Origin of the sequence: Nocardia sp. NPDC051787 (genome assembly GCF_040681325.1) — a bacterium.
GTDB lineage: Bacteria > Actinomycetota > Actinomycetes > Mycobacteriales > Mycobacteriaceae > Nocardia.
Window position 1 is genome coordinate 1 of record NZ_JBFAYO010000001.1, and the last position, 24,640, is coordinate 24,640.

Sequence of the window (24,640 nt, forward strand, 5' to 3'; positions counted from 1 at the left end):
GTCAAGGGCGAGAACATTCCGGAGCCCGGCATCCCGGAGTCGTTCAAGGTCTTGCTCAAGGAACTCCAGTCGCTGTGCCTCAACGTCGAGGTGCTCTCGGCTGGCTCCGCCATCGAATTGCACCACGGCGACGACGAGATCGACCGCACCGCCGCCAATCTCGGAATTACGCTCTCGCGCAACGAATCCGCATCCGTCGACGACCTCCCAGGCTGATCCTCCTATCGGAGCTGCCGCGCACCGGATATTTGGTGCGCGGCATTCCGAGATATGCGGGGTGCGGCTGTCGAGCGGCCGCCATGTAGATTCTCAGGCCCCATGTCGAGGATCATCGCGATGACCTGTGAGTGGTCCGTCGTTCTCACGACGGTGTCATGCCGTGATTCTCGTTCCAACGTCATTTCCTACCGGTCGAGGTGATCGTGGTACGGCTGCGTTGTTACGGGAGCTGTGGTGGACAAGCGTGGGATCGAGCTGTCTGTTGATCACCAAGGTGGGCCGGTCGATGGCCGGCCCACCTGCTGGCCTCCGCGATGTCAGCCACGCCCGCCCTCACGCCAGTGTGGAGGGCGTGTGCGTTTCTCGCGCTTCTATGGCAGTGGGATGGCGAGCCGGCGTGCGGCCTCGACGACCGCGGCTCGGCGTCGCGCCAGCTCCTGCTTGCTGTCGCCGGGGCCGGCGATCATGCGGGTCACCTGCGGCAGCATCGACCAGTAGCCGGTGACTCCGAGGATCAGCACGTTGAGGATGTCGGGGTCGAGGGAGCCGGTGACCGCGCCGGTTGCCTGACCACGGGCCAGCTGCGCGGTGCGGTCGGCATACATTTCGCTGCGTCGTTGCTCGTCGGGCACGGTTCCCGACATCGTCAGCGCCTCCCATTGCAGTAGCCGTATCAGGTGCGGGTGCTCGGCGAGGTAGTCGAACAGGCGGCCGGCGTAGTCCCCGACGTCCTCGGCGCCGGTGGAGGGAATCGGGACCGAGGCGGTCGCCGTGGCCATCTGCTCGCGCAGCACATGAGCGAACAGGGCTTCTTTGCCGCCGAAGTAGGTATAGATCCGTTCCTTGTTGACCCCGGCCTCCTTCGCGATTCGCTCGATCGTTGTCCCGGCCGGGCCCGTCGCGGCGAATCGTTCCGTCGCGGCGTCGACGATCTTGCGTTTGGTCCCCTCGGTATCCCAGGCCATCCCAGAACTCATCTCCAACGTTGGCGTTGCAATTCTGCACCTAGCGTACTACAGTTGATTGCAACGCCAACGTTGGAGATGGATTTAAGGAGGAAGCGCATGAAGATCGCTGTAATCGGTACGGGCATGGTCGGCCGGGTCCTCGCTGCCCGACTTTCAGGGCTGGGGCACGAAGTCGTGATCGGGACGCGCGACGTGGAGGCGACGATGGTGCGTGCCGACACCGACGCTCTCGGCACGCCTCCGTATGCCCAATGGCAAGCTGAGCATCCCGAGGTCGGCCTGCGAACGTTCGCGGCCGCCGGGGCTTTCGCCGAGCTCGTTCTCAACGCGAGCAACGGTGCCAATTCGCTGCGCGCCCTCGAGCAGGTGGGTGCGGACAACCTCACGGGCAAAGTCCTCGTCGACGTTGCGCTGCCGCTGGACCTGTCACAGGGGATGCCGCCGACGCTCACCGTCGCCAACACCGACAGCCTCGGCGAACAGATCCAGCGGGCGTTCCCGGCGGCACGCGTGGTCAAGACGCTCAACACCGTCTTCTGCGAGGTCATGGTCGACCCGGCCCGCGTGCCCGGCGAGCACACCGTCTTCGTCGCCGGCGACGACGCCGACGCCAAGAACACCGCACGCGAGCTGTTGTCGGCGTTCGGCTGGCCCGAACGCCGAGTCATCGACCTCGGCGACATCACCGGCGCCCGGGGCAGCGAGATGTACATGCGTCTGTACTTCCAGCTCGCCGGACTGCTGAACACCTTCGAGCTGAACATCGAGGTCCACCGCTCCCAGACCGCAAGCCGCTGACAAGACCTCACACCCCAGACCAGGAGAAACGATCATGGCCATCGCCTTGACCCTGCAGTACGACACGCTCACCGTCGACGACTACGCAGCCGCTGGGAAGGCTCTCAACTTCCCTGACGACTGGCCCGACGGGCTGCTCTACCACGACTCCGTCGTCATCGACGGCAAGCTGCGGGTCTACGAGGCGTGGGAGTCACGTGCCGCATTCGACCAGTACGCCGCCGAGAAGATGGCGCCTGTCATCCCCGCGGTGCTGGGCGAGCGTGCCGAGGCGCCCACCATCACCGAGCACAACCTGCACACCTGCTACCCGCGAGCCTGACGAAAGGCGGAAACGCTCATGAAGAAACTGACGCTGAACAACGGTGTGCAGATGCCGATTCTCGGGCTCGGGGTGTTTCAGATGGACGACGAGCAGGTCGCCCAGACGGTGCCCGAGGCGCTCGAACGCGGCTACCGGCTCATCGACACCGCCTCGCGCTACTACAACGAGAACGCCGTCGGCGCTGCTATCAAGGCCTCCGGCGACCAAGCCCGCCCGCCTGCAGGCCAACCTCGACGCCCTTGAGGTCTCGCTCACCGCCGACGAGATGACCGCCATCACGGCGCTGGATCGTCAAGAGCCCAATGCCGGTTTCACCCACCAGGACCCGCGCATGCTCGAACTGCTCCAGCGCTTCGAATAGGGACCCACTGAAACGTCAGCCACCGTGACCCCCGGCCTCCGCGAACCTGCTCGCCGGCCAGGCCATCGCCGGCACGCTGCGGCTCGACATCGGCTGAGCAGCCGCATTCGCGTCGTCAGCCCTACTCGATTCGGACGGAACTGCTATGTCCCACAAGGTTATTCTCCTCACCGGCGGTGGATCCGGGATCGGCCGAACAGGCGCTCGCTCCCTGGCCGACGCCGGGCATCACGTCGTCATCGTCGGACACCACGAAGCCGACCTCGCCGAGACGGCCCGCGAGATCCCCACCCTCGACTACGTCGTCGCGGACATCACCGATACCGACGACCTGGCCCGCGCTGTCGCTTTCGTCACCGACCAGCACGGCCGGCTCGACGTCCTCGTCAACCACGCGGGAACAGCCCCCGTCGTACCACTCGCCGATCTCGATATGGCCGTGTTCGACCAGGTGTACGCCGTCAACGTGCGGGGCCTGGTCGACCTGACCCGCCAATGCCTGCCCCTGCTCAAACAGTCCCGCGGCTCGATCATCAATATCTCCGCCGCACTCGTCGACAACCCCATGGGCTCGATGGCCATCTACTCGTCGTCGAAGGCCGCTGTGAACCATTTGTCGAAGGCGTGGGCCAAAGACCTCGCCGCCGACGGTATCCGCGTCAACCACATGTCCGTCGGGCCCATCGAAAGCCCGATCTACGACAAAACAGACCAGACCTCAGACGAGCGCCGAGCCCACGTCGAGGCCGTCACCGCCCAAGTCCCCTTGGGACGCTTCGGCACTGCCGAGGAAGTCACCGCGGTCATCCGCTTCCTGGTCTCCGACGACGCTGCCTATTTCACCGGCTCCGACTACGCCGTCGACGGCGGTTTCGGCCTCTGAACCAGGCATCAGGACCTGCTCGCGGCTGCTGCTGGCACCTTCGAGCGAACCGGTCCGGCATCGCACCCCCGAAACCCCAAAATAGTGAGGAACCTCATGTCTACCGCACCTTCCGTCCGTTCCTCGTGGTTCTCCGCCCGCCGACGCTGGCTGGCCATCGCACTGACCGCGGTCGCGGCCGCCGTCCTCGCCGCGTGCAGCAGTGGCGTGTCGGCCGACAGCCCTGCCGACACCGCGGCCTCGAATACCGAGCTGGTCCGCCGCTTGTACCAGGCAAACGGCGACCCATCCGCGTTCCGGGAACTCACCGCGCCCGACCTCGTCTGGGATGTCACCCCGGGCTTTCCCGACGGCGGTGTCTACCACGGCGCGGACGGCGTCTTCGAATATTTCGGCAAGCTCATGCCCCGGGTCGACGCCTGGCCGACCGTGGTCGACGGGTACTTCCCGTCGGGTACCGATACGGTATTCGTGGTCGGGCATTACCAGCCGAGCAAGCACGGGGTCTCCGAGTCCGTGCGATTCATCCACGAATGGACCGTCCGTGACGGCAAGCTCACCCGCATGTACCAGGCTGCCGACAGTTCCGTCGCTCAGCGATTGGTCAACAGCTGAGCCCGACAAGAGTCTAGCTCGGCAGGTGAGCACGGAGGGTTCGGGCGATCGGGGTGACCTCGCGGCCGTATGGGGTGACGCTTGACGGTGGGGCCGCCCAAAAGCGGTCCTCAACCCGTGACGGTTCAGTCTTCGCGGATGCGCAGTTTGAACTGCGTCTCGATGAGATTGCCGGACGTCTCCCACCAGCCGATCGAGAGGTCGCCCGTGCGGTTGTGGACAGAACAACCTGCGCAGCAGCACCTTTGGGTTGGTGCAGTGGGCTTAGTGCGGGAGGGCCGGAACCAGAGTGTGCATGGCGGAAATGACTTCGTGGCCGTGATCGGTGAGTCGGACTCTTGTGGTGCTACCCAGTTGGCGGAGTAGGTGCTGGCCGAGGTCGGCTTCCGTCTCGGTGAGGATCGAGCACAGGTCGTTGAGGCCCAGCTCCAAGGCTGCTGCGGCAGATTCGTAGGTCTTGTGTCGGGCGGTGGCCGTGAGGATCTTCACTCGGTGAAATCCCGCAATCGAGGTGCTTCTGCCCGAGCCGCCACCGGAATGTCCGCCACGGTGCGGAATCGGCGACCAGATCGCCGACCTGCACACCCTCCCAGGGGATTTCAGCGGTAACTCCGCTGGAGCGGCGATACGAGACCGCCGAACCGTGCAGGTCAGACGGGCTGTGCACCACACGCGCTCCTCACGTCGCACGATCTTGTGATGAGCAGGATGCCACCGGAACACATCCGCGCGTGACCGAATCCGATCATCGGCCCACGAACAAGCCGCTACGGGGCGGATCGGTCTGTCAAGGGACCTGACGGAGCGCCCGGATTCTCATTCCCATGTCATAAATGACATCGCCATGACATCGCGACTGAGAATATGACACGCGATTTGAGAATCTACACGCCATCAGCTCAGCCGCGCGCCATATCCACGAATCGTGACAGATGCAATTGGTGGGCGACGGTAATCGTCGCGGTCGGCCCGTTGCGGTGCTTGCCGAGAATCAGGTCGGCCTCGCCACCACGCGGGTCGTCGCGTTCGAAGGCATCCGGGCGGTGCAGCAGGATGACCATATCGGCGTCCTGTTCCAAAGATCCGGATTCGCGCAGGTCGGAGACCATGGGGCGCTTGTCGGTTCGCTGTTCGGGACCTCGGTTGAGCTGGCTGATCGCGACCACGGGGACTTCGAGTTCCTTCGCCAGCAGTTTCAGGTTTCGGGAGAAATCCGAGACTTCCTGCTGGCGGGATTCGACCTTTTTACCGGAGGTCATCAGCTGGAGGTAGTCGACCACGACGAGTTTGAGGTCGTGGCGCTGCTTGAGCCGTCGTGCCTTCGCGCGAATTTCCATCATGGTCAGGTTCGGTGAATCGTCCACGAACAGCGGCGCTTCGCTGATTTCACTCATCCGCCGCGCCAGTTTGGTCCAGTCGTCGTCACTCATCCGCCCGGACCGCATATCGCCGAGCTTGATCTTGGCCTCTGCCGACAGCAGCCGCATGACGATCTCGGTGCGGCTCATCTCCAACGAGAAAATAACGCTCGCCAAGCCGTGCTTGATCGAGCAACTTCGCATGAAATCCATTCCGAGAGTGGAATTGTGCGTCGGGACCATCGAGCGACCGGCCAGATACAGATGGTCGGCGTTGTCCACTTCGACGCAGCGCACCGGAACGGTGTCGATCCGGCGCACGTCGACGATGAAACGTGAGTTCGATCGGACGGTGTTGCGGCTGGCGCGCCGTTCTTTGTGCAGCATCGCCTTTCGGTGCAGGCCGAATACCTCGTCGTCGGTGGCGAACGTAATGGTGTACGCGGTGGACGATTCTTCGGACCGACCGCGGACTCGTTTGGTGGAGACGTGGCAGCGGTAGCCGAGGCTGACGATCAGCTCCTGCACGTCCCGGACGAGTCGTGCATTGGTGGCGCTGAACTGCACCGAGCCGCCATGCGTAACGGTGCCGTCGGTGTCCAGCAGACCTGCCAGCAGTGCACGGCGTTGCTGTTCGGAGGCCCGAAGGTACTCGATAGGGATGTGCTTGTTCCCGAGTACGCCGAGTGCCCGCAGCCGCGCCTGTACACTGCCCACGGTGTTTCGGCACCTTTGGCATAGGCGCAAACCGATCGACCGCTCGCCGCAATTCGGGCAGCGGGGCGCGGGGACCGGAACCGAATAAAACCGTGCCTTTCCGCCACAGGAGCGCCCACAGGTTCGGACCTCGCTGGTGGACGGAACGAATTCCCGTCCACACACTACGCACTCGCGAGCGGCAATCGGCTCGTCGGCAGGCAGGCGGAGTTGGTAACGCAGTCGCGCCGACTGCGACGGCACGGCGACGATCCCCTCTGCCTCGACGCGCACCACAATCTCCGGGTCGGCACACGTGAGCTGCGCGGCCGCCGATGTTCCATCGCCGAGCCAGGCGCCCAGCGTGTAGGGCGGCACCGGCAACGCGCGCGCGGGCAGCCGTAGCGCAGCGGTGTTGGTGACCGAGTGATTGAGCTGGCGATCGGCCGTGTCGCATCGCAGCGTGCGCGCGATCTCGGCGGTGGTCCGCACCTGGGCGAAAGTCCGCCTCGACCGCCGAGACGACCTGGTCTCGGTGAGCCACTGGTGCTGTTCGTCCGCGACGAGCACTGAGCCGTCCGAAAACTCTACTTCGTAGCAGGGGCGCCCGGACATGACCTCGGTGGCCGCCACCACACGGGTGGGAAAGCCGTCGGCATCCAGCAATTCGTCGCCGACCTGGATCTCACCCATCGTGGTCCATCCGGTAGGCGTAGGCAGCGGAGTGCCCACCGCCAGGGCTTTGCCAACTCCAGGGCGTGCCGCGACGATGATCATCTGTCCCGGGTGCAGGCCATTGGTGATTTCGTCGAGTTCGGTGAAGCCGGTGGGGACGCCGAGGGAGATGCCGCCGCGGCTGGCGATGGAGTCGATCTCGTCCATCGTCGGCTGGAGCAGTTCCTCGAGCGGGAGGAAGTCTTCGCTGGTGCGGCGCTCGGTGACCTCGTAGACCTCGGCTTGGGCGCGGTCGACGACCTCGGCGACATCCTGGCCGTCGGCGCCGGCGTAGCCGTACTGCACGATGCGGGTGCCCGCCTCGACCAGGCGACGCAAAATGGCTTTCTCCGCGACGATTTCGGCGTAGTAACCGGCGTTGGCGGCCGTGGGCACGGTCTGCGTGAGCGTGACCAGATACGGTGCGCCGCCGATGCGCTTCAGTTCGCCGCGGCGGTCCAGCCCGGCGGCGACGGTGACCGGGTCGGCAGGTTCGCCACGCCCGTAGAGATCGAGGATCGTGTCGTAGATGGCCTGGTGGGCGGGACGGTAGAAATCGCCGGGGCGGATCGCCTCGACCACATCGGCGATGGCGTCCTTGCTCAGCAGCATGCCGCCGAGTACCGATTGCTCGGCCGCCATATCATGGGGCGGCTGGCGGCCGAAGTCTTCGCCGGGGGGTTCGGGCGGGAAATCCGTGTGTCCGCGGTCATCGGTGGCTGTCACCTGACTCGACCGTCCTCTCTACCCCACGACCGGGTTCCACACCCTGTTGACTCGTTCTACCCCCGGGCACCGACATGTTCGTCACCGCCGCTGACCAGGGGGCCAGCTATCGCCACGGCACCCGCCCGTGCACGCCGTTCGGGCGGTGCGCACACGGCGATGCGAAGAACCTAGGCGACCCGGAGGGCACCCATCAAACCGGACTGTGCACATAGCTGTGGATAACTTGGGGAGAGTTCACCTAACGGATGTGCACCCCCTGTGTACAACTTGGGGAAAACCCAGGTGAGCGCAGTCGAACATGCAGATAGATAGTGAATTCCGCATTTCGCACCGTGTGGATTAATGAAGGTACGGCGTGTCGGCCAAGTTGAACAGCCGGGCGTGTTGGGTTAACAGCATGTGAGGTGAATATGACTTGAATCACAGTATGGCCGGTCCGATTCACCGGTAGTCCACAGGCTCGAAAAACCGATGCTCCACCGCCACGTGATGAGCAGGCCAAATGCCCCGAATGACGCCCCGGTCAATTGGCAAACAATTAGCTATTTATCAACCCGTGGCACAGTCAGGACCACCCCCGTGTGTCGCCACGGGAGTGGTCCTCGATGGGATGCCCGAATCAGGCAGCCGTGACCGTCAGGTCGAACTTCGCCACCACATCCGGGTGCAGGTGCACCACGACGACGTGCTTGCCGGTCGTCTTGATGTGTGCCTTCGGCAGTTCGATGCTGCGCTTGTCGACGACGGGACCACCCGCCGTCTTGATCGCGACCGCGACGTCCGACTGGGTCACCGAGCCGAACAGCTTGCCGGTGCCAGCGGTCTTCACGGTCAGCGAGACCGCCTCCAGGCCCTCGATGGCCTGCTTCAGCTCGTTGGCGTGGTCCAGGTTGCGGACCCGGCGGGCTTCCTGCGCCCGGCGGATGCCCTGGACCTGCTTCTCCGCGCCACGGGTGGCCACGATCGCCAGGCCGCGCGGGAGCAGGTAGTTGCGGCCGTAACCGTCCTTGACCTCCACGGTGTCGCCGGGGGCACCGAGGTTGTCCACATCAGCAGTCAGAATCAACTTCATTTGCGTGCCTCCCTTTCTCAGCGAGCCGTCGACACGTAAGGCAGCAGAGCGACCTCACGCGAGTTCTTGACCGCAACCGCGACATCGCGCTGGTGCTGCACGCAGTTGCCGGTGACGCGGCGGGCGCGGATCTTGCCGCGGTCGCTGACGTACTTGCGCAGCAACGCCGTGTCCTTGTAATCGATCGAGACGGTTCCGGTCTTGCTCTCCTTGCAGAACGAGCAAGCCTTCTTCTTGAGCACCTTTTCGCGCGCGGGCGCTTTAGGCATGGTCTTTTACTCCGTAATCATTGATGGCCCGAATCGAGCGGGCCGATGTGGCCGTTCTCAGAACGGCGGTTCGTCATCCATGCGGCCGCCGCCCCCGAAGGAGCCGGCCGCGGGCGCACTGCCCCAAGGGTCGTCCTCGGCACCACCGGAACGCCCACCGCCACCACCGGAGGAGGCATAGTTGCCACCACCGCCGGAGCCCGACCCGAAGCCGCCGCCACCGCTGCCGCGGCTGGTCTTGTTGACCTTCGCGGTGGCGTAGCGCAGCGAGGGGCCGACCTCATCGACCTCGAGCTCGACGACCGTGCGCTTCTCGCCCTCGCGGGTTTCGTAGGAGCGCTGCTTGAGCCGTCCGCTCACGATGACACGGGAACCTCTGGTCAGGCTTTCGGCAACATTCTCCGCGGCTTCGCGCCAGATATTGCAGCGCAGGAACAGCGCTTCGCCGTCTTTCCATTCGTTCGAATTACGGTCGAACACCCGGGGGGTCGACGCGACGGTGAAATTCGCCACCGCCTGTCCCGCCGGCGTGAATCGAAGCTCCGGGTCGGCCGTCAGATTTCCGATGACGGTGATGACCGTGTCGCCTGCCATTGTGGTTCCTCCTGCTCGGTGTGCAGTCCGCGTCTCGCTGTTGCGCTAGAGCCTAAGCACAGGCTCCGACGCAAACGAGGGTTGCCGGACTACTTGTCGTGGCGCAGAACCTTGGTGCGCAGCACCGACTCGTTGAGACCGAGCTGGCGGTCGAGCTCGCTCACGGTGGCGGGCTCGGCGGTCAGGTCGACCACGGCGTAGATGCCCTCGGCGTGCTTGGCGATCTCGTAGGCGAGCCGGCGGCGGCCCCAGATGTCGACCTTGTCGATCTTGCCGCCCTCGGTGCGAACGACACTGAGCAGGTTGTCCAGCGACGGACCAACAGTGCGCTCGTCCAGGCTCGGATCGAGGATGACCATCACTTCGTAATGACGCACGGACCAATCACCTCCTGTGGACTAGGAAACGGCCACGGACGGTCCGTGGCAGGAGGGTTCGTTGCGTCAGCAACCCGACAAGGCTACATGAGCGGTATTCGCCGGGGTTCATCGGCATGGTCCGGCTGGGCCGCTTAGGGTGGTTGTCATGCCGACCGGACTCGCCGCCCGCGACCTGCCCGCGGGCCGTGTGCGACGCTCCGCGGCGTTGGCCGCCGTGGTGGTGCTGCTGTGCGGCCTCACCCTCGCATTGGCGTATGCGAACAAGGCGCGCTGTGCGGGTGCGCCGTTCGACCGGGACGGCCGCAGCACGGTCTTCGACGTCATCAAGGATTCGGACGTCTGTTACTCGGATATCCAATTCCTCTGGCTCGGCAGAGACATCAACGAGCACGTCTTTCCCTATGTGAGCGGCGGTATCACCGAGGACGGCGCTCTGGTCGGTGGAGCGGTGGAGTATCCGGTGCTCAGCGGGGTGCTGATGTGGCTCGGCGCAGTCGGCGCGGACAACGACGCCGAGTTCCTGCGGTATTCCGCCCTGCTGCTCGCGCCGTTCGCGCTGCTGACCGCGTGGATGTTGGCCCGGCTGGCCGGTCCAGCCGCCCTGCTGTGGGCGGCTGGACCGCCGCTGGTGCTGTATGCCTTCCACAACTGGGAGCTCCCGGTCGTGTTCACCTCAGTGGCGGCTGTCTACGTAGTCGGCGCGCTGTCCCGGTTTTCCTTGCGCACCAGGGGAGTCGCGGCCGCGGTCTTACTCGCTCTCGGATTCTGTCTCAAGCTGTACCCCGGGATCTTCGTCCTTCCTTTGCTGGCGTACGTGCTCACCGGGGGCGTCGAACGCCACAAGGATGAGTCTGCTCGCGGTCTGGATGTCCGCGGTGCACTGCTCACCGGGGCCGCGGCAGTCTGCACCGTCGTCGTGGTGAACCTGCCGTTCGCGCTGTCGGGTTACGAGGGCTGGCGCGCGTCGATCACCTTCCAGCAGTTGCGCCAGGCCGACATCACCACGAATTCCATTTGGTACTGGGGACTTCGGCCGATGTTCGCGCACGACATCGCGGGCGAGGCGGCGTTCCAGCAGGTGGTGTCGATCGTGTCCCCGATTCTGGTACTCGCGGGCTTTGCGCTGGCCATGTGGCTGGGCTGGAAGCGATATGTCGTGACGCGCGTCTTCCCCTGGATCGGCGTGAGCGGTGCCATGCTCTGTGGATTCCTGCTGTTTCACAAGGTGCATTCGCCGCAGTACACCTTGTGGCTGGTGCCGTTCCTGGTGCTGCTCGAGGTGCCGTGGTGGCTGATCGGCAGCTACCTCGTCGCCGACGCGGCCATCGGGATCGGGGTGTTCCGCTACTTCTACTCGATGGGGTCGGGCACGTCGGTCGAGCTGATGGAGAACATCGTCCAATTCGGAGTGTGGGGACGCGCGAGCCTGCTGGTGGTGCTGTTCTTCGTGTTCCTGTGGGCGCTGCCGCGTTGGTACCGATCGGTGTCGCCGTCGGCGCCGCGGTCCGACCCTCGTGATCTGGTTCCGATTTCCTAGGATCCGCCCTACTTGCGTGCGCTGTGCCACTGCATGCCCCAGTGGTAGGCCTGGTCGATCTCGCGCTGGGCGCCGTTGATGTAGTACACCTCCCGGTGCACGGTGATCCCGGCGCCCTGGTTCTGCAACAGGGCGATGGCACACGAGCGGGCACCGTCCACCGGGGAGTCGAGCCGGACCTCGATCTGCGGACCTGCCGTCGGGTAGAGGGTCACCACGCCATCGGCGGCGGCCCAGTTGGGCACGCCCTCGTAGATGCAGGCGAAGATCAGGATGCGCCGGAACAGCTCGGGCCTGGCGAGGTTGATGTGCATGTTCTCGCCGCTCCCGGCCGAACCGCTGCGATCGTTGCCGTCCAGTTCGATGTAGGGCTCGACGTCCAGAGCGCCGAAATTGTGCCCGATCGCCTGCACGACACCTTTAGCGCCGTTGGACAGTTCATATAGGCAGCCGAGGCCCAGATCGACCGGCTTGGAGCGGCGGAAAAATCCTTTGGGACCGCTCGACCAGTTCAGGTTCACCAGCATGGTGCCCTGCTGTTCGCCCGGCTTGGTCAGGTTGATGCTCGGTGTCGCCTTCGACAGCGTCACCTTGGACAGGTTGACGCCGCCGGGGTTGCCCTCGATCACCATGGCGTGCTCCCCCTCTGTGCAAACGAGAGCGGCAGCGGCCATCCCTGGGGACGGGCCGCTGCCGCAATGGGTCTTCGGCTGGATGCCGGGAATCAGCCTACCGGCGTGGGTTCCCGTTCGCTGTCCAGTTCTTCCTCGTCCGAGCGGCCGTTGCGGATGATGCTGCTGAGGAACGCCGCGCCGATGAACCCGACGCCGATCAAACCCGTGACGAGCTCGTTGACGTGCACGCCGATCGAGATGAGCAGGATCACCGCCAGCGCGCCGATCGCCCAGTGCGCGCCGTGCTCCAGGTAGACGTATTCCGAGAGGGTGCCCTTGCGCACCAGGTACACCGTGATCGACCGGACGAACATGGCGCCGATCAGGCCGAGGCCCAGCGCGATGATGATCGGGTCGGAGGTGATGGCGAACGCGCCGATCACGCCGTCGAAGGAGAACGACGCGTCGAGCACCTCCAGGTAGAGGAACAGGAAGAAGCCCGCCTTACCGGTGGCCTTGGCCAGCTCGGACGGCCCTTCGATCTGTTCCTCGGTGTGGAACATCGAGCCGAGCCCGTCGACCGCGATGTAGGTGATCATGCCAAGCAGGCCGGCCGCCAGGACCGTCGAGCGGTGCGCCTCGTCGGAGACGAACTCCGCGGTCAGGATCAGACCGGTGCCCGCGACCACTATGGAGAGCATGTCCAGCTTGCCCGCCCTCGCCAGGGGCCGCTCCAGCCAGCCGAGCCAGGTGATCTCGCGCTCTTCGAAGATGAAGTTGAGGAACAGCAGCGCCAGGAACATGCCACCGAAGGCCGCGATCTGCGGGTGCGCGTCGGTGAGCAGTTTCTCGTAGCTGGGGCTGCCGTCGGGGAAGGTCAGCGCGTCGTTCGGTGGAGGGTTGAGCGCCAGGTCGAAGGCCTGCACCGGATCCAGTCCGGCCGTGATCCACACGATGGCCAGCGGGAAGACCAGGCGCATACCGAAGACGGCGATCAGCACGCCGATGGTAAGGAAGATCCGCTGCCAGAACGCGCTCATGCGTTGCAGGACGGTGGCGTTGATCACGGCATTGTCGAACGACAGCGAGACCTCGAGGATGCCGAGGATCGCGGCGAGCGCGAAGGCGGTCGGCCCGCCGTATACGAACGCCACCACGAGCGAGAGCACCGTGACGATGAGGGACATGCCGAATATGCGCAGGACCACGCTGGGACCTTTCGTGAAGTAAAAACGAGTCGGCGAGGGTTTGCTACCAGCGTGGCCGCTGGATCGCCGGTTGTCCAACGCTGTTCCCAGGGCGCACCGGCATGCCTGGGTCGCATGGCGAGGGGGCCCGTCGCCGGGCCCCCTGCGAACAGCGAAGAATTCTTTAGACGTTCACGCCGTAGTCACGGGCGATGCCAGCCAGGCCGGAGGCGTAGCCCTGGCCGATCGCGCGGAACTTCCACTCCGCACCGTTACGGTACAGCTCGCCGAAGACCATGGCGGTTTCGGTCGAGGCGTCCTCGGTGAGGTCGTAGCGGGCGAGTTCCTCGTTGTTGCTGCGGTCCACCACGCGGATGTAGGCGTTGCGGACCTGGCCGAACGACTGCGAGCGGGAGTCGGCGTCGTAGATCGAGACCGGGAAGAAGATGCTCTCGATGGTGGGCGGGGTGTTTGCCAGGTCGACGTTGATGACCTCGTCGTCGCCCTCGCCCTCGCCGGTGCGGTTGTCGCCGACGTGCTCGATCGCGCCTTCCGGGGACTTCAGGTTGTTGAAGAACACGAAGTGCTGGTCGGACAGGACCTTCTTGTCCGCGCCGGTCGCGATGGCGCTCGCGTCGAGGTCGAAGTCGGTGCCGGTGGTAGTCCGCACATCCCACCCGAGGCCGACCGAAACAGCGGTCAGGTTAGGCGCCGCCTTGGTCAGCGAGACATTGCCGCCCTTGGACAAACTGACACCCATGCGGGATTCCCTTTCAATAGTCCGTCATTGGTTCCCAGCATGTCCGAATCGCCGGGTACGCCATACGACAGTAGTAGGTTTCCGCGAAGTTGCGTAGGAACCCGCGTAACCTCGGCGAACAGGAAGATCTCCTACCATCGGGGCGTGGCAGGCCGAAGGCGTGGTTGGTTCCGGTCGTCGGAGAACGACGAATGGATCGAGCACGCCCGCACCGCGTTGGCCTCGGCGTTTCTCGATATGGATCGGCGTCAGAGCGCGGCCGACGCGGCGGTGCACGCGGCCGATCAGGTTTTCCCGGAGCGGCGGACGGGCGCGCGCTGGGAGCCGGTGCGCGACAGGTGTTATGGCGCGGGCGAGATCTACCTGGCGCTGAGTGAGGAGTTGGACCGTGCGCAGCGCGGCGGCACGGCGATACCGCATGGGCAGCAGCACATCGATGCCGCGGTGCGGCAGCTGACCGACGTGGCCCGTGCCGTCGACGAGTTCTATCACGGCAACCGGAGCGGGCTCGAGGAGGCGGTTGCCGTGCTCGGTGCGGTGCCGCAGCTGGTGCGGCAGGTCAAGCTCGCCGCGGCGGCCGTGCGCGGGCAGGCCGCCGAATCCGAATTCGCGAATTATCCCTCGGTGCGTGAACGCGCGGCCGCGGTAGATGAGGCGCTGGTCACACTGGAAGCCATCGGCTCCGGTGCACCTGGCGCCGTGCGCGGGGCCGCGAACCAGCTGCAGAGCGCCACCAAGGAGTTGGCGGAAGCGTTGGCGCAGGCCCCATCTCGGTCCGCCGCGGCGCGGACCGCGATCACCTCGGTGACCACTCGTCTCGCCGCCGTCCGGACCAGGGCCGAAGGGGCCGGACCCGCGTACTCGGCGCTGCTGCGCGAGTTCAACGCTGCGAGTTCGGCGGATCTGGCCGACAATGAGCGGGAAAGTCGGCGAGCCATCGAGGCCGCGGAGGCGGCTCTGGGCAGGGCGCGTGCGGCAGCGACGGAAAACAACCCGGAGTTTGCACTTGATCTGACCACATCCGCGCGCGGGTTCCTCGCCGAGGCCGAGCAGCAGGTAGATGCCGTCACCAAGCGGCTCACCTTGCTGCGTGCGATCCGGGGTGACCCGCAAGAACACGCCAAGGCCGTACGATTCCGGCTGCGGGATGCGCAAATGCTCGCGGAGAGCCGCGGGCTGGTCGCCGAATGGGGATCGGTGCTCGACGCGCAGGCGGCACGGATCGACCGAATCAGCGAAACACTGTCGGGGCGTCACCCTGACTACTGGGCCTATGTGGCGGAATTGGATGCCGTCACCGAATTCATAGCCGGGATAGTGGATCGAATGAGAAAACAAGCAGGACCACGACGAGAATGAGGATGGGGCACCGATGACCGCAGGCATCGCCGTCCAGCAGGAGGTTTCCCTGCGGAAGCGAATGCCGCTGCGCCACTTCCGGCAACTGCACGGCCCAGAGGCGAGGCGTCTTTTTCACCGGCAGCCCGAACCGTTCGCCAGCGACCGCACGGATCGGGAATTACTCGCGATCGGGCTCGGCGCGACGCTATATGCGCCCGCGACCAGGCCCGATCTTGCCCTGACGATCAGTAAACGGGCTGAGCACGGGGTGTGCTCGATGGTGATCGATCTCGAGGACGCGGTCGCCGACGACGAGGTGGAGTACGCCAAACAGCAGACCGTCGCCGCGCTCGATCTGCTCGCGACCGGCCACGACGCCAATCCGTTGCTGTTCGTACGGGTGCGCGACGCCGACACGATCACCGAGCTCATCGAGCAGCTGGGGCCCGGGGCGCGGGCGCTGACCGGGTTCGTGTTCCCGAAGTTCGACAGCGTTTCCGGAACGAAATACCTCAACGCCCTGAACGTGGCCGCCCAGCGTCTGGACCGGCCGCTGTACGGGATGCCGGTGCTGGAGTCGCCGTGCCTGGTGCACCGGGAGACCCGCGACTACGAGCTCACGCAGATCGCGGCGCTGCTGGCCGCGCATCGGGACCGGGTGCTCGCGGTGCGGGTCGGCGCGACGGACATGTGCTCGACCTTCGGCATCCGGCGGGATCGCGACCTGACCATCTACGACGTGCGGGTGGTGGCCGACGTCATCGCCGACATCGTGAACTATCTGGGGCGCGCGGACGGAACGGGTTTCGTCATCACCGGCCCGGTGTGGGAGTACTTCGCCGACCACGAGCGGATGTTCCGGCCGCTGCTGCGCACCGCGCCGTTCGAGGAATCCGACGCCGTGCCGTTCCGGCAGTACCTGGTCAGCCGGGACCTGGACGGATTGCTGCGGGAGATCACTTTGGATCGCGCCAACGGCATTCAGGGCAAGACGGTGATCCATCCGTCGCATGTGGCCGCCGTGCACGCGCTGTCGGTGGTGACGCACGAGGAGTACTCGGACGCGCTGGACATTCTGCGGGCCGATGTCGGCGGTGTGGCGGCCTCGGGTTACCGGAACAAGATGAACGAGATGCGGCCGCATCGCAGTTGGGCGCGGCAGACACTGTTGCGCGCCAGGGTGTTCGGCGTGGCGAACAAGGGAGTGTCGTTCGTGGATCTATTGACGGCGTTGGTCACCGTATGAGCCAGACGGCGACCGAGTTCGGACACAACGAAATACCATGGGCGACCAGAACTCTCGGTATCGGTTTGCATCACGATGCCGAGCGTGACGCGGATTGCCTGCGCTCGGCCCAGCTGCCGATCACGGCGCTGATCCGGCCGGGGATTCGCCACAACAATCCGCGCCGTGCGCACCTGCTGGTGTCCACGGTGCTCGGCAAGCATCTCCCGACCGATCCGCGGGTGGTGCTGGCGGCGGGCGATCACCTCGGTGATCTGGTGCGCGAGGTGCTCGGCGAGCGCGAAGCGGTGGTGCTCGGCTTCGCCGAGACCGCGACGGGACTCGGCCACTGCGTGGCGGCGCGGATCGGCGCGAGCTGCTATCTCCACTCGACCCGTCGCGAGGTGCCGCACGCGCAGACCCTCGCCGGGTTCGAGGAGGGACATTCGCACGCCACCTCGCATCTGCTGCAACCGGCGCCGGCCGACATCTTCGTCAATGATCTGCCGCTGGTGCTGGTCGACGACGAAATCTCTACCGGCGCAACGGCGATCGACGCGGTGCGTGCGCTGCACGCCTTTTCGCCGCGGTCGCACTACGTGCTGGCGTCGCTGGTCGACCTGCGTGGTGCCGCCGACCGCGCCGAATTCGACGCGGCCGCGGCACAACTCGGTGCGCGCATCGACACGGTTTGTCTCGCCACCGGACGGGCGACGCTGCCCGATGGACTGGTCGACGCGGTCGGCGCGCTCCCCGAGCCCCTGCTCAACCCGACCGCCGGGCATCCCGGCTCGTTCCGGCGGATGGAACTGCCCTGGCCGGCTTCGGTACCGGAGGGTGGCAGGCACGGGATACTCGCGTCCGACACCGAGGCGTTCGAGGCGGCGCTGATCGCCGCGGCCGCGGTGTTGACCGCGCGGCTCGACGCTGATTTCGCTGGTCGGCCCGCTATCGTGCTCGGTCACGAGGAGCTGATGTATCTCCCGCTGCGGCTGGCGGCGCTGCTCGCCGGAACCGGTACGCCGACGCGCTTTCAAACCACCACGCGATCGCCCGCGTATGTGCTGGACGAGCCGGGATATCCCTTGCGACGCGGGTTCCGGTTCGTCGCGCCGGAGCCCGGCGACGCCGCGCCGCGCTACCTGTACAACGCGCACTGGCCCGATGATTCGCTGGAGCTTTTCGAGGCCGATATGGCGGGGCTCGGAGTACTGGTCGCCGACGCGGCGTCGGGCGGCGAGGATGTCGCGATCATCGATGACGGCGTCGACAGCGGCGCGGAGGGCGACGGTCCGGTGTCCGATCCGGTGCTCGTCGTCGTGGTCGACTCGCCCGCCGACACCGCACAGCTGCGGGCCGAGGGCGGATTGATCGACGTGCTGACCGCCTCCGGCGCCGACGTGCTGCTCGCGGTGTTGCGGGAGGCCGACCCGCGGCGACTGCACGAGGAACGCGCCGAGTCGCCGGGAACAGGGAACGGGAGCCGACTATGACGACCACGAGGGTGGGTGCGTTGCCTGTTCCGCTGCACGGTCCGGAGTTCGGATCCTATGCCGGCGATGAGGTTTCCTGGTTGCTGAAGGATCTGTCCGATGTCGATCTGGAGCGTGACGTCGCCGAGCGGGAACGGAGGATCCAAGCCGGTCAGGCGCATTACGCGGAATCGCTGCCGATCGAATACCAACCGGACGCGCAATACCGGACGCTGTTCGACGAAGTGCTCGCGGCCAGTGCCGAGCGGCTCGCGCTCGCCGTCGCGACAGTGTCGGAACTGGTCGTCGCCGAACGCGGCGAGGACATCGTGCTGGTGTCGCTGGCGCGGGCGGGCACGCCGGTCGGCATCCTGATGCGCCGCTGGCTGCGCGCGCGGCGGCCGAGCCTGGCGGTGCCGCACTACGCGGTGTCCATCGTGCGGGATCGCGGCATCGATGCGGTGGCGCTGGACTATCTGGCCGAGCACCACGACCCGGATTCCGTCGTGTTCGTGGACGGATGGACCGGCAAGGGCGCGATCACCCGCGAGCTCACCGAGGCGCTGGACGCCTACCGTGCGGTCGGGGGTGCGCGATTCGACGACGAGCTGGCCGTGCTGGCCGATCCCGGGCACTGCGTGCGCACCTACGGCACCCGCGACGACTTCCTGATCGCCTCGGCCTGCCTGAATTCCACGGTCTCCGGCCTGATCTCGCGCACCGTGCTGAACGAGACGCTGATCGGACCCGGCGATTTCCACGGCGCCAAGTTCTACCGGGAACTGGCCGGTGACGATGTGTCCGGACGGCTGCTCGACACCGTGAGCGGCGCCTTCGACGCGGTCCGCGATCGGGTAGCGGGCGAGGTGGCCGCGATCCGCGCGAGCGACCGCACGCCCACCTGGACCGGCTGGGCTTCGGTGGAGAAGGTCAGGGAGCGGTACGGCATCGCCAGCGTCAACTTCGTGAAGCCCGGCGTCGGCGAGACCACTCGGGTGCTGTTGCGGCGAGTCCCGTGGCGGGTGCTGGTCCGTGTGGCAGACGCGCCGGAGCACGCGCATATCCGGTTGCTTGCCGCCGCCCGTGGGGTTCCTGTGGAAGTCGTCGATGACCTGGCATATTCGTGTATGGGATTGATCAAGGACGTGCAGCAGTGAACCTATCTCGGAGAGTGCAGCGAAGACGTGCGCTGATCGCGACCGACCTGGACCGGACGATGATCTACTCGCGTAACGCCTTCAACACCACCGCCGACGTGCCGATGGTCTGTGTGGAGCATCTCGAAGGGGCGCCGCTGTCGTTCATGACCACCACCGCGGCGCTGCGGATGCAGTCCCTGACCGAACCCGCCGCCGTCATTCCCACCACCACCCGCACCATCAAACAGTTCACCCGCATCCAGTTGCCCGGGGCGCCGTGGCGTTACGCGATCACCAGCAACGGGGGCAACATTCTCGTGGACGGCGTACCCGACCTGAGTTGGCGCATCGATATCGATGCCAAGGTGCGCGCTGGCGGCGCCACCTTGTCCGAGGTGACCCGGGAACTGCACACCCGCATCGATGATTCATGGGTGACGAAGTTCCGGGAGGCCGACCACCTGTTCTGCTACCTGGTGGTGAAACCCAAGGCCGTCCCCGACGGATTCCTCGCCGGATGGGACGACTGGTGCCGTCCGCGCGGCTGGTCGGCCTCCCAGCAGGGCCGAAAAATCTATACCATGCCGCTCGCCGTCTGCAAGAGCCGCGCGGTGGACGAGGTACGCAAGCGCCTCTGGGAAAGCGGGGAACTCGCCGACGACGCGAGGGCCCTTGCCGCAGGTGATGGCGCCCTGGACGCCGAAATGCTGCGCGCCGCCGATTCCGCCATCCGCCCCCGCCACGGCGAACTGGAACAACTCAACTGGACCCATCCCAACCTCACCGTCACCCGCGCCACCGGCATCCTCGCTGGCGAGGAAATCATCAACTGGTTTATCAAAGCGGCGCCCAGCCACTCGGACACATAGGCTTTCGCACCTGCTGTGGTCGACCCGTGCACTGGCGAACCGGATCAGTGAAGCATCACACCGGTTCGAAGGTGGACTTGAAGTCCGGGCATTCGACCAGCGGGTCGTGGGTGCAGGTGCAGGCGTGGCGGAGGCTGTCGCGCATGCGGATGAGGCGGGCGATGTCTTCGTCGAGTTGGTTCGCTTTCTCGGCCATGCGGGCGCGTAGTTCGGCGTCGGTGGGGGAGGCGCGGAGGAAGCGGGCGATTTCGGCGAGGGTGAAACCGGCGCCTCGGGCGCAGGTGATGAGGGCTAGGCGACCCAGCACGTCGGGGTGGTAGGTGCGGCGCAGGCCGTTGCGGCCGGTCGCGGCGACGAGTCCGCGTTTTTCGTAGAAGCGCAGGGCGGAGGGGGCGAGGCCGGTGTGTTCGGCCACCTCGGCGATATCGAGCAGGACGTCGGTCATCTTGGCTCCTTGACTTGAACCGCGCTTCAAGTCACAGACTAGCTCGCATGACAGTTCATCACCTCAATTGCGGATCGGTGCGGCAGATCGAGGCCACCTACGACGGACCAGCGCCCGCCCACGCGGTCAACCACTGCTTGCTGGTCGAGACCGAATCCGATGGGCTGGTCCTTATCGAGACGGGCATCGGGCTGGACGATGTCCGCGACCCGGCGGGCACTCTCGGCGCGGACTGGGTCGCGATCTCGCAGCCGGTCCTGTCCGAGGACGAGACCGCCATCCGGCAGGTACGGCGTCTGGGCTACGACCCCGGCGACGTCCGGCACATCATCCTCACCCATCTCGACGTGGACCATTGCGGCGGGCTGCCCGACTTTCCGCACGCGCGGGTCCACGTGCTCGCCGCCGAACTGGCAGCGGCCCTGGCCGAAGCACCGAGTTTCCGCTATCGGCCCGCGCACTGGGCGCACGACCCGCAGTGGGTCACCTACCCTTCGGACGCCACCGGAAAGTGGTTCGGCTTCAACGCGATTCAACCGAAGGATCTGCCGGAAGACTTCCAGCTGATTCCGCTGGGCGGGCACACCGCGGGCCATACCGGCGTCGCCGTGCGCGATGGGGAGCGCTGGCTGCTGCACTGCGGCGACGCCTACTACTACCATCGCGAACTCGATCCGGCTCCGCAGCCGCATCCGATTCTCGACATCGTGCAGACCAGCTCCGAAGTCCACCATGACCTGCGACTGGGCACCCAGGCGCGGCTGCGCGAACTACACCGCGATCACGCCGGCGAAGTCACCCTGATCAGCGCGCACGACCCCTGGGAATTCCAGCGCGCAAGCTGAGCGGCCGCGCAATCGGTCATCGCCGCCGCCAGCACTGGGCAGTGTCGCCGAGGTTCCACCATGAGACGTAGTCCGGGTCCTGCTCGAGCCGGGTCCAGTCGGCGTCCAGGATGTCGAAGAACGCAGTGTCCGCGGTGCGTCCGCCGCGCGGCTCGCCGATGTAGACGAGTGTGCAGCCACCTGCCTCCTGATAGGCGGTGAGAGTGGTCGAGGCCATGCGGTCTTCCCAGCCGGGCGGCCAGCAGAGGAACAGGACGTCGGCGGCGTGGGCGGCGGCCAGATCGGCCGTCGACGCGGGTGGTGTCGCGGTGGGATGCCACGTCGCGAGTTGTCCGGGGGCGGCGGGGAATGCCGTATTGGTCATGAGGTCGGGCGGATGTGAGTCGAAAGCGATAGTCGGTACACCGATCCGGGTGAGTTGATGCGCCCAGTAGCCGCGCCCCGACCCGACCTCCACGATCGGCCTGCCCTCCGCGACGTCCGCGACCCACCGCAGCGTCGCCGGGGACGGAATGGCATACGCGTAGGCGGCTTGCAGGAGGATCTGCGCATAGGCCAGACGAGCGCTGCCTTTCGGGTTTCCGCCGTTCACCTCGGGGCGCGCGGCACGCTCCGGCGGCCCCGGCGAGACCGCGGCGGCGACGATGTCCCAGTACGGGTTCGTGCTCGCGCCGCCGGTCATGTAGTGCAGCAGGTGCAGGTCGAAGGTGGCGTCGGCGATGTCGTCGCCGGTGCCGGGCAACCGGCCCGCGGTAGCCCAGTAGTCCGCGACGCGCGGATACGCTGTCGCGAACGTGGATTCGTCTTGGACCAGGTTCGTCAGCGCCGTGCGACGCTGCGGCGAGAGCGCCAAGTCAGCCATCCACCGATTCTCCGCCGCCAGCGCCTCGGGTCGGCGAGCATCGAGACGATTTCACCATACCGACGCGAATCCTTTGCTGTCCGTACGCTATCCGCCTGGCCACTCGCGATACCCGTGCGCGGTGGACCGGTACTCGGCGACGCTCGGACACGCCGTCGCGAAGGCGTATTCGTGCGTCGAGCCGGGCAGATGCTTCCCCGGGCTCAGCCGCCGTCGCGCATCGACACCAACCCGCCGAGCGTTCCGAGGTATGCCGCTCCATCGGGCCCGATAGCGATCCCGGCGTAATTGTTGTTGAACCCGGGGCCGGTGCCGGACAGTTGCTTCCACACGGTCGCACCGGTGCGGTAGTCGAGAGCGGTCCAGTACCAGGGATCGCTCGGCTCGGTGCCCTTCGTGTAGGTGTAGATCAGTCCGGTGGCGAGCGACAGCTTGGGCACCACCGTCGGCGCGGCTTCGACCGAGTTGGTCCAGGTCACCTGGCAGCCGCTGCCATCGGCATCGATGTCGACGCGAGCGAAACCCGGGGTAGTGGTCTTGCCGGACGCGGTCGCATCGGGGTGTGCATAGCCGTAGTTGTTCTCGACGATGAGTGAGCGTCCCGCGCCGATCAAAGAGTTCTCGGTGGCGCCGCGGCCGGGCTCGAACACCGGTACCGCGCAGACCTGCCGTTCGGCGACCGAGGGCGCTGTGCGGTAGACGACGACGTTCATCGGGTCGGCGTTGTCGGTAATGGCGACATAGCCGTAGGGAAGGATGGTGGGTGTGGTGCCGGTCCCGTCGTCCACCTGGCCCGGTTTGCGCTGGTTGCTGTTGGCGTAGGTGACCTGCCAGGTGATCCGTGGTGCGCCATCCGGACCCGCGTCGAAACGCAGGAGTTGGCGGTTGGTGGCGATGTAGACATCGCCGGCCGCCCCGACCGCGAACGAGTTCTCGATCTGGTTCTCCGTGCCCATGCCGAGCCTGATGACCTGGGCCGCACCGGTATCCGGATCGAGCGTGCCGACGACGCCGTTCGTCTTGGCCACGAACCAGATCAAGCCGTTCGAGTCCGGAAGCGCGGAGTTCAGCGTCTCGTCCGGACGCAGCACGCCGGTCAGGTCGTAGTCGCGCATCAGTGAAAAGCCGTCGGCGGCAGGGGTTTCAGCGAAGGTCTGAATATGTCCGGTGCTGGTGCCGACCACCGCGGTCGAACGCTACCGAACCGCACTCACTGCCGAGCAGCAGGGAATCGGTCCGCGGCGCCCGGCCGAGCGGGCCGGGGCGGGTATACGTATCGCTCATCCAGCCGTCGTTGTGGACGCCCGAGTTACCGTTCGGCGCCAAGTATGGGTGCTGCGGAACCGGGGCGATGCCGGTGACCGGTTCGCCTACCGCGGGTGCGCCGAGAAATCGTGGAACACCGGGTACGGCTGGAACCGAAGGAATCGGTACCGCGGCGGCGGGCGCCGCGACCGCCGCGATAGCTGCTGCCGGCAGCGCTACGCGCAGGATCCGGGAGGAGAGAATGTGAAACACGGGTGAACGCTATCCAGGTCCTCTGCGTCGCGAATCCCCCGAGCGAGTGTGGGCGGATCCCCCGCGCGAGTGATTGCGCTCAGTACTGCTGCTGCCCGGCCAGCTTTTGCGCGATCACACCTTGCAGCCGTTGCAGGCCGCCGACGGTGATGCCGCTCTGGAGCTGTCCCTCGATGGTGCGCACCAGCACCGAGTCGCTGAGCACCTTCTCGCTGGACTGGATCAGCACGGTTCCCGCGCCGGTGAAGTCGAACTGGCGCTCCTCACCGGAGTTGACGCCCAAGGCCGCCGCGCCCGCGGCCAGGAAGTCGGTGACCCACCGCTGGTCGTAGTGGTGGCTCGGCGAGGGGCAATCCGCCCAGCCGACCAGCGATTCCGGGTCCACCCGCAGCGGCGGCTCGGCGAACATGACCGGTCCATTGGACGAGGCGAGGAACTTGCCGGTGCCGATGAGGGTGAGGAATCCCGGCACGATGGACTGATTCAGCGACAGACCCGGCTCGAACGCCAGCAGGTTCGCCGCCCGGATGGTCAGGTTGCCGTTGTCCTCCAGGTCATAGGAATTGATGTCGTAGCCGCGGTCGCCGATGATCAGCTTGCCGTGTCCCTCCGCTACGACGTAGTCGCCGGTGAACAGGGGCGCGGAGAACTGCTGCGACACCACGTGCAGCAGACCGCCGTGCAGACCGTGCGTGAGCATCTGGAACCGCATATCGCCGTAGTAGGCGATCATCGCGCCCTTGCGCATGAACCAGGGCTTGTTCAGGTCGATGCAGTAGGCGTAGCTGTTTCCCGGGATGTTGTCGCTCTCACCGAGATTCATGGGATTGAGGATCTGGGACATG

General features: G+C 66.0%; 27 protein-coding genes. 13 read left to right on the forward strand and 14 right to left on the reverse strand.

Going from position 1 to position 24,640, the window contains the following annotated elements:
• Positions 1 to 216, forward strand: a 216-nt coding sequence (locus AB0M45_RS00005; RefSeq protein WP_364320671.1) for a hypothetical protein, incomplete at its 5' end; no start/stop codon positions are given.
• 374 nt (positions 217 to 590) lie between these two features.
• Here the strand turns inward: AB0M45_RS00005 and AB0M45_RS00010 are convergent.
• Entirely contained in the window at positions 591 to 1,196 is a 606-nt protein-coding gene (locus tag AB0M45_RS00010) for a TetR family transcriptional regulator (RefSeq protein WP_364320674.1), read from the reverse strand.
• Positions 1,197 to 1,283: 87 nt separating this feature from the next.
• Between AB0M45_RS00010 and AB0M45_RS00015 the strand changes: the two genes are divergently transcribed.
• From AB0M45_RS00015 to AB0M45_RS00035, 5 genes are all read left to right on the forward strand, one after another.
• Positions 1,284 to 1,985, forward strand: coding sequence for an NAD(P)-binding domain-containing protein (locus AB0M45_RS00015; RefSeq protein ID WP_364320677.1), 702 nt, complete (start codon positions 1,284 to 1,286; stop codon positions 1,983 to 1,985).
• 34 nt (positions 1,986 to 2,019) lie between these two features.
• Positions 2,020 to 2,307, forward strand: coding sequence for a hypothetical protein (locus AB0M45_RS00020; protein ID WP_364320680.1), 288 nt, complete (start codon positions 2,020 to 2,022; stop codon positions 2,305 to 2,307).
• Between the two features lie 18 nt (positions 2,308 to 2,325).
• On the forward strand, positions 2,326 to 2,553 hold the full coding sequence (locus AB0M45_RS00025; RefSeq protein WP_364320683.1) for an aldo/keto reductase: 228 nt from the start codon (positions 2,326 to 2,328) through the stop codon (positions 2,551 to 2,553).
• Between the two features lie 263 nt (positions 2,554 to 2,816).
• Positions 2,817 to 3,554 carry an SDR family oxidoreductase gene (locus AB0M45_RS00030; RefSeq protein WP_364320686.1) on the forward strand — a complete coding sequence of 246 codons (738 nt, stop codon included), beginning with the start codon at positions 2,817 to 2,819 and terminating at the stop codon, positions 3,552 to 3,554.
• Positions 3,555 to 3,650: 96 nt separating this feature from the next.
• Positions 3,651 to 4,169 (forward strand): nuclear transport factor 2 family protein, encoded by a 519-nt coding sequence (locus AB0M45_RS00035; RefSeq protein WP_364320689.1) that lies wholly within the window; start codon positions 3,651 to 3,653, stop codon positions 4,167 to 4,169.
• Between the two features lie 264 nt (positions 4,170 to 4,433).
• On the opposite strand, the gene AB0M45_RS00040 is transcribed toward AB0M45_RS00035, so the two are convergent.
• The 6 genes from AB0M45_RS00040 to rpsF form a co-directional block, all read right to left on the reverse strand.
• A complete protein-coding gene (locus tag AB0M45_RS00040; protein ID WP_364320692.1) occupies positions 4,434 to 4,658 on the reverse strand; it encodes a hypothetical protein in 225 nt (74 codons plus the stop codon).
• A 410-nt stretch (positions 4,659 to 5,068) separates the two neighbouring features.
• Positions 5,069 to 7,663: a replicative DNA helicase gene (gene dnaB / locus AB0M45_RS00045; RefSeq protein ID WP_364320695.1), complete on the reverse strand. Its 2,595-nt coding sequence runs from the start codon at positions 7,661 to 7,663 to the stop codon at positions 5,069 to 5,071.
• 622 nt (positions 7,664 to 8,285) lie between these two features.
• Positions 8,286 to 8,738, reverse strand: coding sequence for a 50S ribosomal protein L9 (gene rplI, locus AB0M45_RS00050; RefSeq protein ID WP_364320698.1), 453 nt, complete (start codon positions 8,736 to 8,738; stop codon positions 8,286 to 8,288).
• A 17-nt stretch (positions 8,739 to 8,755) separates the two neighbouring features.
• Positions 8,756 to 9,007, reverse strand: a complete 252-nt coding sequence (rpsR, locus tag AB0M45_RS00055; RefSeq protein ID WP_364320701.1) for a 30S ribosomal protein S18 — start codon at positions 9,005 to 9,007, stop codon at positions 8,756 to 8,758.
• Between the two features lie 57 nt (positions 9,008 to 9,064).
• The gene (locus AB0M45_RS00060; protein WP_159841203.1) at positions 9,065 to 9,601 is read right to left on the reverse strand and encodes a single-stranded DNA-binding protein; all 537 of its coding nucleotides are present in this window, start codon (positions 9,599 to 9,601) and stop codon (positions 9,065 to 9,067) included.
• An 89-nt stretch (positions 9,602 to 9,690) separates the two neighbouring features.
• Complete coding sequence (gene rpsF, locus AB0M45_RS00065; protein ID WP_039803204.1) at positions 9,691 to 9,978, reverse strand: 30S ribosomal protein S6; 288 nt, start codon at positions 9,976 to 9,978, stop codon at positions 9,691 to 9,693.
• 148 nt (positions 9,979 to 10,126) lie between these two features.
• Here rpsF and AB0M45_RS00070 point away from each other — a divergent pair, with 148 nt between their 5' ends.
• Positions 10,127 to 11,518, forward strand: coding sequence for a hypothetical protein (locus AB0M45_RS00070; protein ID WP_364320706.1), 1,392 nt, complete (start codon positions 10,127 to 10,129; stop codon positions 11,516 to 11,518).
• Positions 11,519 to 11,526: 8 nt separating this feature from the next.
• On the opposite strand, the gene AB0M45_RS00075 is transcribed toward AB0M45_RS00070, so the two are convergent.
• The 3 genes from AB0M45_RS00075 to AB0M45_RS00085 all read right to left on the reverse strand — a co-directional run bounded on the left by AB0M45_RS00075 (position 11,527) and on the right by AB0M45_RS00085 (position 14,079).
• Positions 11,527 to 12,150: a Tellurium resistance gene (locus AB0M45_RS00075; RefSeq protein WP_364320709.1), complete on the reverse strand. Its 624-nt coding sequence runs from the start codon at positions 12,148 to 12,150 to the stop codon at positions 11,527 to 11,529.
• Positions 12,151 to 12,242: 92 nt separating this feature from the next.
• A complete protein-coding gene (locus AB0M45_RS00080; protein ID WP_364320712.1) occupies positions 12,243 to 13,340 on the reverse strand; it encodes a DUF475 domain-containing protein in 1,098 nt (365 codons plus the stop codon).
• 163 nt (positions 13,341 to 13,503) lie between these two features.
• On the reverse strand, positions 13,504 to 14,079 hold the full coding sequence (locus tag AB0M45_RS00085; protein ID WP_364320715.1) for a TerD family protein: 576 nt from the start codon (positions 14,077 to 14,079) through the stop codon (positions 13,504 to 13,506).
• Between the two features lie 144 nt (positions 14,080 to 14,223).
• Here AB0M45_RS00085 and AB0M45_RS00090 point away from each other — a divergent pair, with 144 nt between their 5' ends.
• Genes AB0M45_RS00090 through AB0M45_RS00110 form a run of 5 tightly spaced genes read left to right on the forward strand, consistent with a single transcriptional unit; the run spans position 14,224 to position 20,125 of the window.
• Entirely contained in the window at positions 14,224 to 15,438 is a 1,215-nt protein-coding gene (locus AB0M45_RS00090; protein WP_364320718.1) for a hypothetical protein, read from the forward strand.
• A 13-nt stretch (positions 15,439 to 15,451) separates the two neighbouring features.
• Positions 15,452 to 16,666 carry an HpcH/HpaI aldolase/citrate lyase family protein gene (locus AB0M45_RS00095; RefSeq protein ID WP_364320721.1) on the forward strand — a complete coding sequence of 405 codons (1,215 nt, stop codon included), beginning with the start codon at positions 15,452 to 15,454 and terminating at the stop codon, positions 16,664 to 16,666.
• Positions 16,663 to 18,138: a phosphoribosyltransferase domain-containing protein gene (locus AB0M45_RS00100; RefSeq protein ID WP_364320724.1), complete on the forward strand. Its 1,476-nt coding sequence runs from the start codon at positions 16,663 to 16,665 to the stop codon at positions 18,136 to 18,138. The genes AB0M45_RS00095 and AB0M45_RS00100 overlap by 4 nt, the downstream gene beginning before the upstream one ends.
• 20 nt (positions 18,139 to 18,158) lie before the next feature.
• Positions 18,159 to 19,274, forward strand: coding sequence for a cysteine protease StiP family protein (locus AB0M45_RS00105; protein WP_364321704.1), 1,116 nt, complete (start codon positions 18,159 to 18,161; stop codon positions 19,272 to 19,274).
• Between the two features lie 59 nt (positions 19,275 to 19,333).
• Positions 19,334 to 20,125, forward strand: coding sequence for an HAD family hydrolase (locus AB0M45_RS00110; protein ID WP_364321707.1), 792 nt, complete (start codon positions 19,334 to 19,336; stop codon positions 20,123 to 20,125).
• 55 nt (positions 20,126 to 20,180) lie between these two features.
• Here AB0M45_RS00110 and AB0M45_RS00115 read toward each other — a convergent pair whose 3' ends face one another.
• A complete protein-coding gene (locus AB0M45_RS00115; protein WP_364320727.1) occupies positions 20,181 to 20,570 on the reverse strand; it encodes a MerR family transcriptional regulator in 390 nt (129 codons plus the stop codon).
• A 47-nt stretch (positions 20,571 to 20,617) separates the two neighbouring features.
• On the opposite strand from AB0M45_RS00115, the gene AB0M45_RS00120 reads away from it, so the two are divergent.
• Positions 20,618 to 21,415, forward strand: a complete 798-nt coding sequence (locus tag AB0M45_RS00120) for an MBL fold metallo-hydrolase (protein ID WP_364320730.1) — start codon at positions 20,618 to 20,620, stop codon at positions 21,413 to 21,415.
• Positions 21,416 to 21,431: 16 nt separating this feature from the next.
• Here AB0M45_RS00120 and AB0M45_RS00125 read toward each other — a convergent pair whose 3' ends face one another.
• The 3 genes from AB0M45_RS00125 to AB0M45_RS00135 all read right to left on the reverse strand — a co-directional run bounded on the left by AB0M45_RS00125 (position 21,432) and on the right by AB0M45_RS00135 (position 24,639).
• Complete coding sequence (locus AB0M45_RS00125; RefSeq protein WP_364320733.1) at positions 21,432 to 22,277, reverse strand: hypothetical protein; 846 nt, start codon at positions 22,275 to 22,277, stop codon at positions 21,432 to 21,434.
• Between the two features lie 203 nt (positions 22,278 to 22,480).
• Positions 22,481 to 23,461 (reverse strand): hypothetical protein, encoded by a 981-nt coding sequence (locus tag AB0M45_RS00130; RefSeq protein WP_364320736.1) that lies wholly within the window; start codon positions 23,459 to 23,461, stop codon positions 22,481 to 22,483.
• A 413-nt stretch (positions 23,462 to 23,874) separates the two neighbouring features.
• Complete coding sequence (locus AB0M45_RS00135; protein WP_364320739.1) at positions 23,875 to 24,639, reverse strand: AIM24 family protein; 765 nt, start codon at positions 24,637 to 24,639, stop codon at positions 23,875 to 23,877.
• Between the last annotated feature and the right edge of the window lies 1 nt (position 24,640).

Excerpts from the sequence above, each read along its gene's own strand:
- AB0M45_RS00125 (WP_364320733.1), bottom strand. The coding sequence starts at position 22,277 with ATGGCTGACTTGGCGCTCTCGCCGCAGCGTCGCACGGCGCTGACGAAC.
- AB0M45_RS00095 (WP_364320721.1), top strand. The coding sequence starts at position 15,452 with ATGACCGCAGGCATCGCCGTCCAGCAGGAGGTTTCCCTGCGGAAGCGA.
- AB0M45_RS00070 (WP_364320706.1), top strand. The coding sequence starts at position 10,127 with ATGCCGACCGGACTCGCCGCCCGCGACCTGCCCGCGGGCCGTGTGCGA.
- AB0M45_RS00075 (WP_364320709.1), bottom strand. The coding sequence starts at position 12,150 with ATGGTGATCGAGGGCAACCCCGGCGGCGTCAACCTGTCCAAGGTGACG.
- AB0M45_RS00120 (WP_364320730.1), top strand. The coding sequence starts at position 20,618 with ATGACAGTTCATCACCTCAATTGCGGATCGGTGCGGCAGATCGAGGCC.
- AB0M45_RS00020 (WP_364320680.1), top strand. The coding sequence starts at position 2,020 with ATGGCCATCGCCTTGACCCTGCAGTACGACACGCTCACCGTCGACGAC.
- AB0M45_RS00025 (WP_364320683.1), top strand. The coding sequence starts at position 2,326 with ATGAAGAAACTGACGCTGAACAACGGTGTGCAGATGCCGATTCTCGGG.
- AB0M45_RS00060 (WP_159841203.1), bottom strand. The coding sequence starts at position 9,601 with ATGGCAGGCGACACGGTCATCACCGTCATCGGAAATCTGACGGCCGAC.
- AB0M45_RS00135 (WP_364320739.1), bottom strand. The coding sequence starts at position 24,639 with ATGTCCCAGATCCTCAATCCCATGAATCTCGGTGAGAGCGACAACATC.
- AB0M45_RS00035 (WP_364320689.1), top strand. The coding sequence starts at position 3,651 with ATGTCTACCGCACCTTCCGTCCGTTCCTCGTGGTTCTCCGCCCGCCGA.
- AB0M45_RS00110 (WP_364321707.1), top strand. The coding sequence starts at position 19,334 with ATGATCTACTCGCGTAACGCCTTCAACACCACCGCCGACGTGCCGATG.
- rpsR (WP_364320701.1), bottom strand. The coding sequence starts at position 9,007 with ATGCCTAAAGCGCCCGCGCGCGAAAAGGTGCTCAAGAAGAAGGCTTGC.
- rplI (WP_364320698.1), bottom strand. The coding sequence starts at position 8,738 with ATGAAGTTGATTCTGACTGCTGATGTGGACAACCTCGGTGCCCCCGGC.
- AB0M45_RS00010 (WP_364320674.1), bottom strand. The coding sequence starts at position 1,196 with ATGAGTTCTGGGATGGCCTGGGATACCGAGGGGACCAAACGCAAGATC.
- AB0M45_RS00030 (WP_364320686.1), top strand. The coding sequence starts at position 2,817 with ATGTCCCACAAGGTTATTCTCCTCACCGGCGGTGGATCCGGGATCGGC.
- AB0M45_RS00085 (WP_364320715.1), bottom strand. The coding sequence starts at position 14,079 with ATGGGTGTCAGTTTGTCCAAGGGCGGCAATGTCTCGCTGACCAAGGCG.
- AB0M45_RS00100 (WP_364320724.1), top strand. The coding sequence starts at position 16,663 with ATGAGCCAGACGGCGACCGAGTTCGGACACAACGAAATACCATGGGCG.
- AB0M45_RS00015 (WP_364320677.1), top strand. The coding sequence starts at position 1,284 with ATGAAGATCGCTGTAATCGGTACGGGCATGGTCGGCCGGGTCCTCGCT.
- AB0M45_RS00115 (WP_364320727.1), bottom strand. The coding sequence starts at position 20,570 with ATGACCGACGTCCTGCTCGATATCGCCGAGGTGGCCGAACACACCGGC.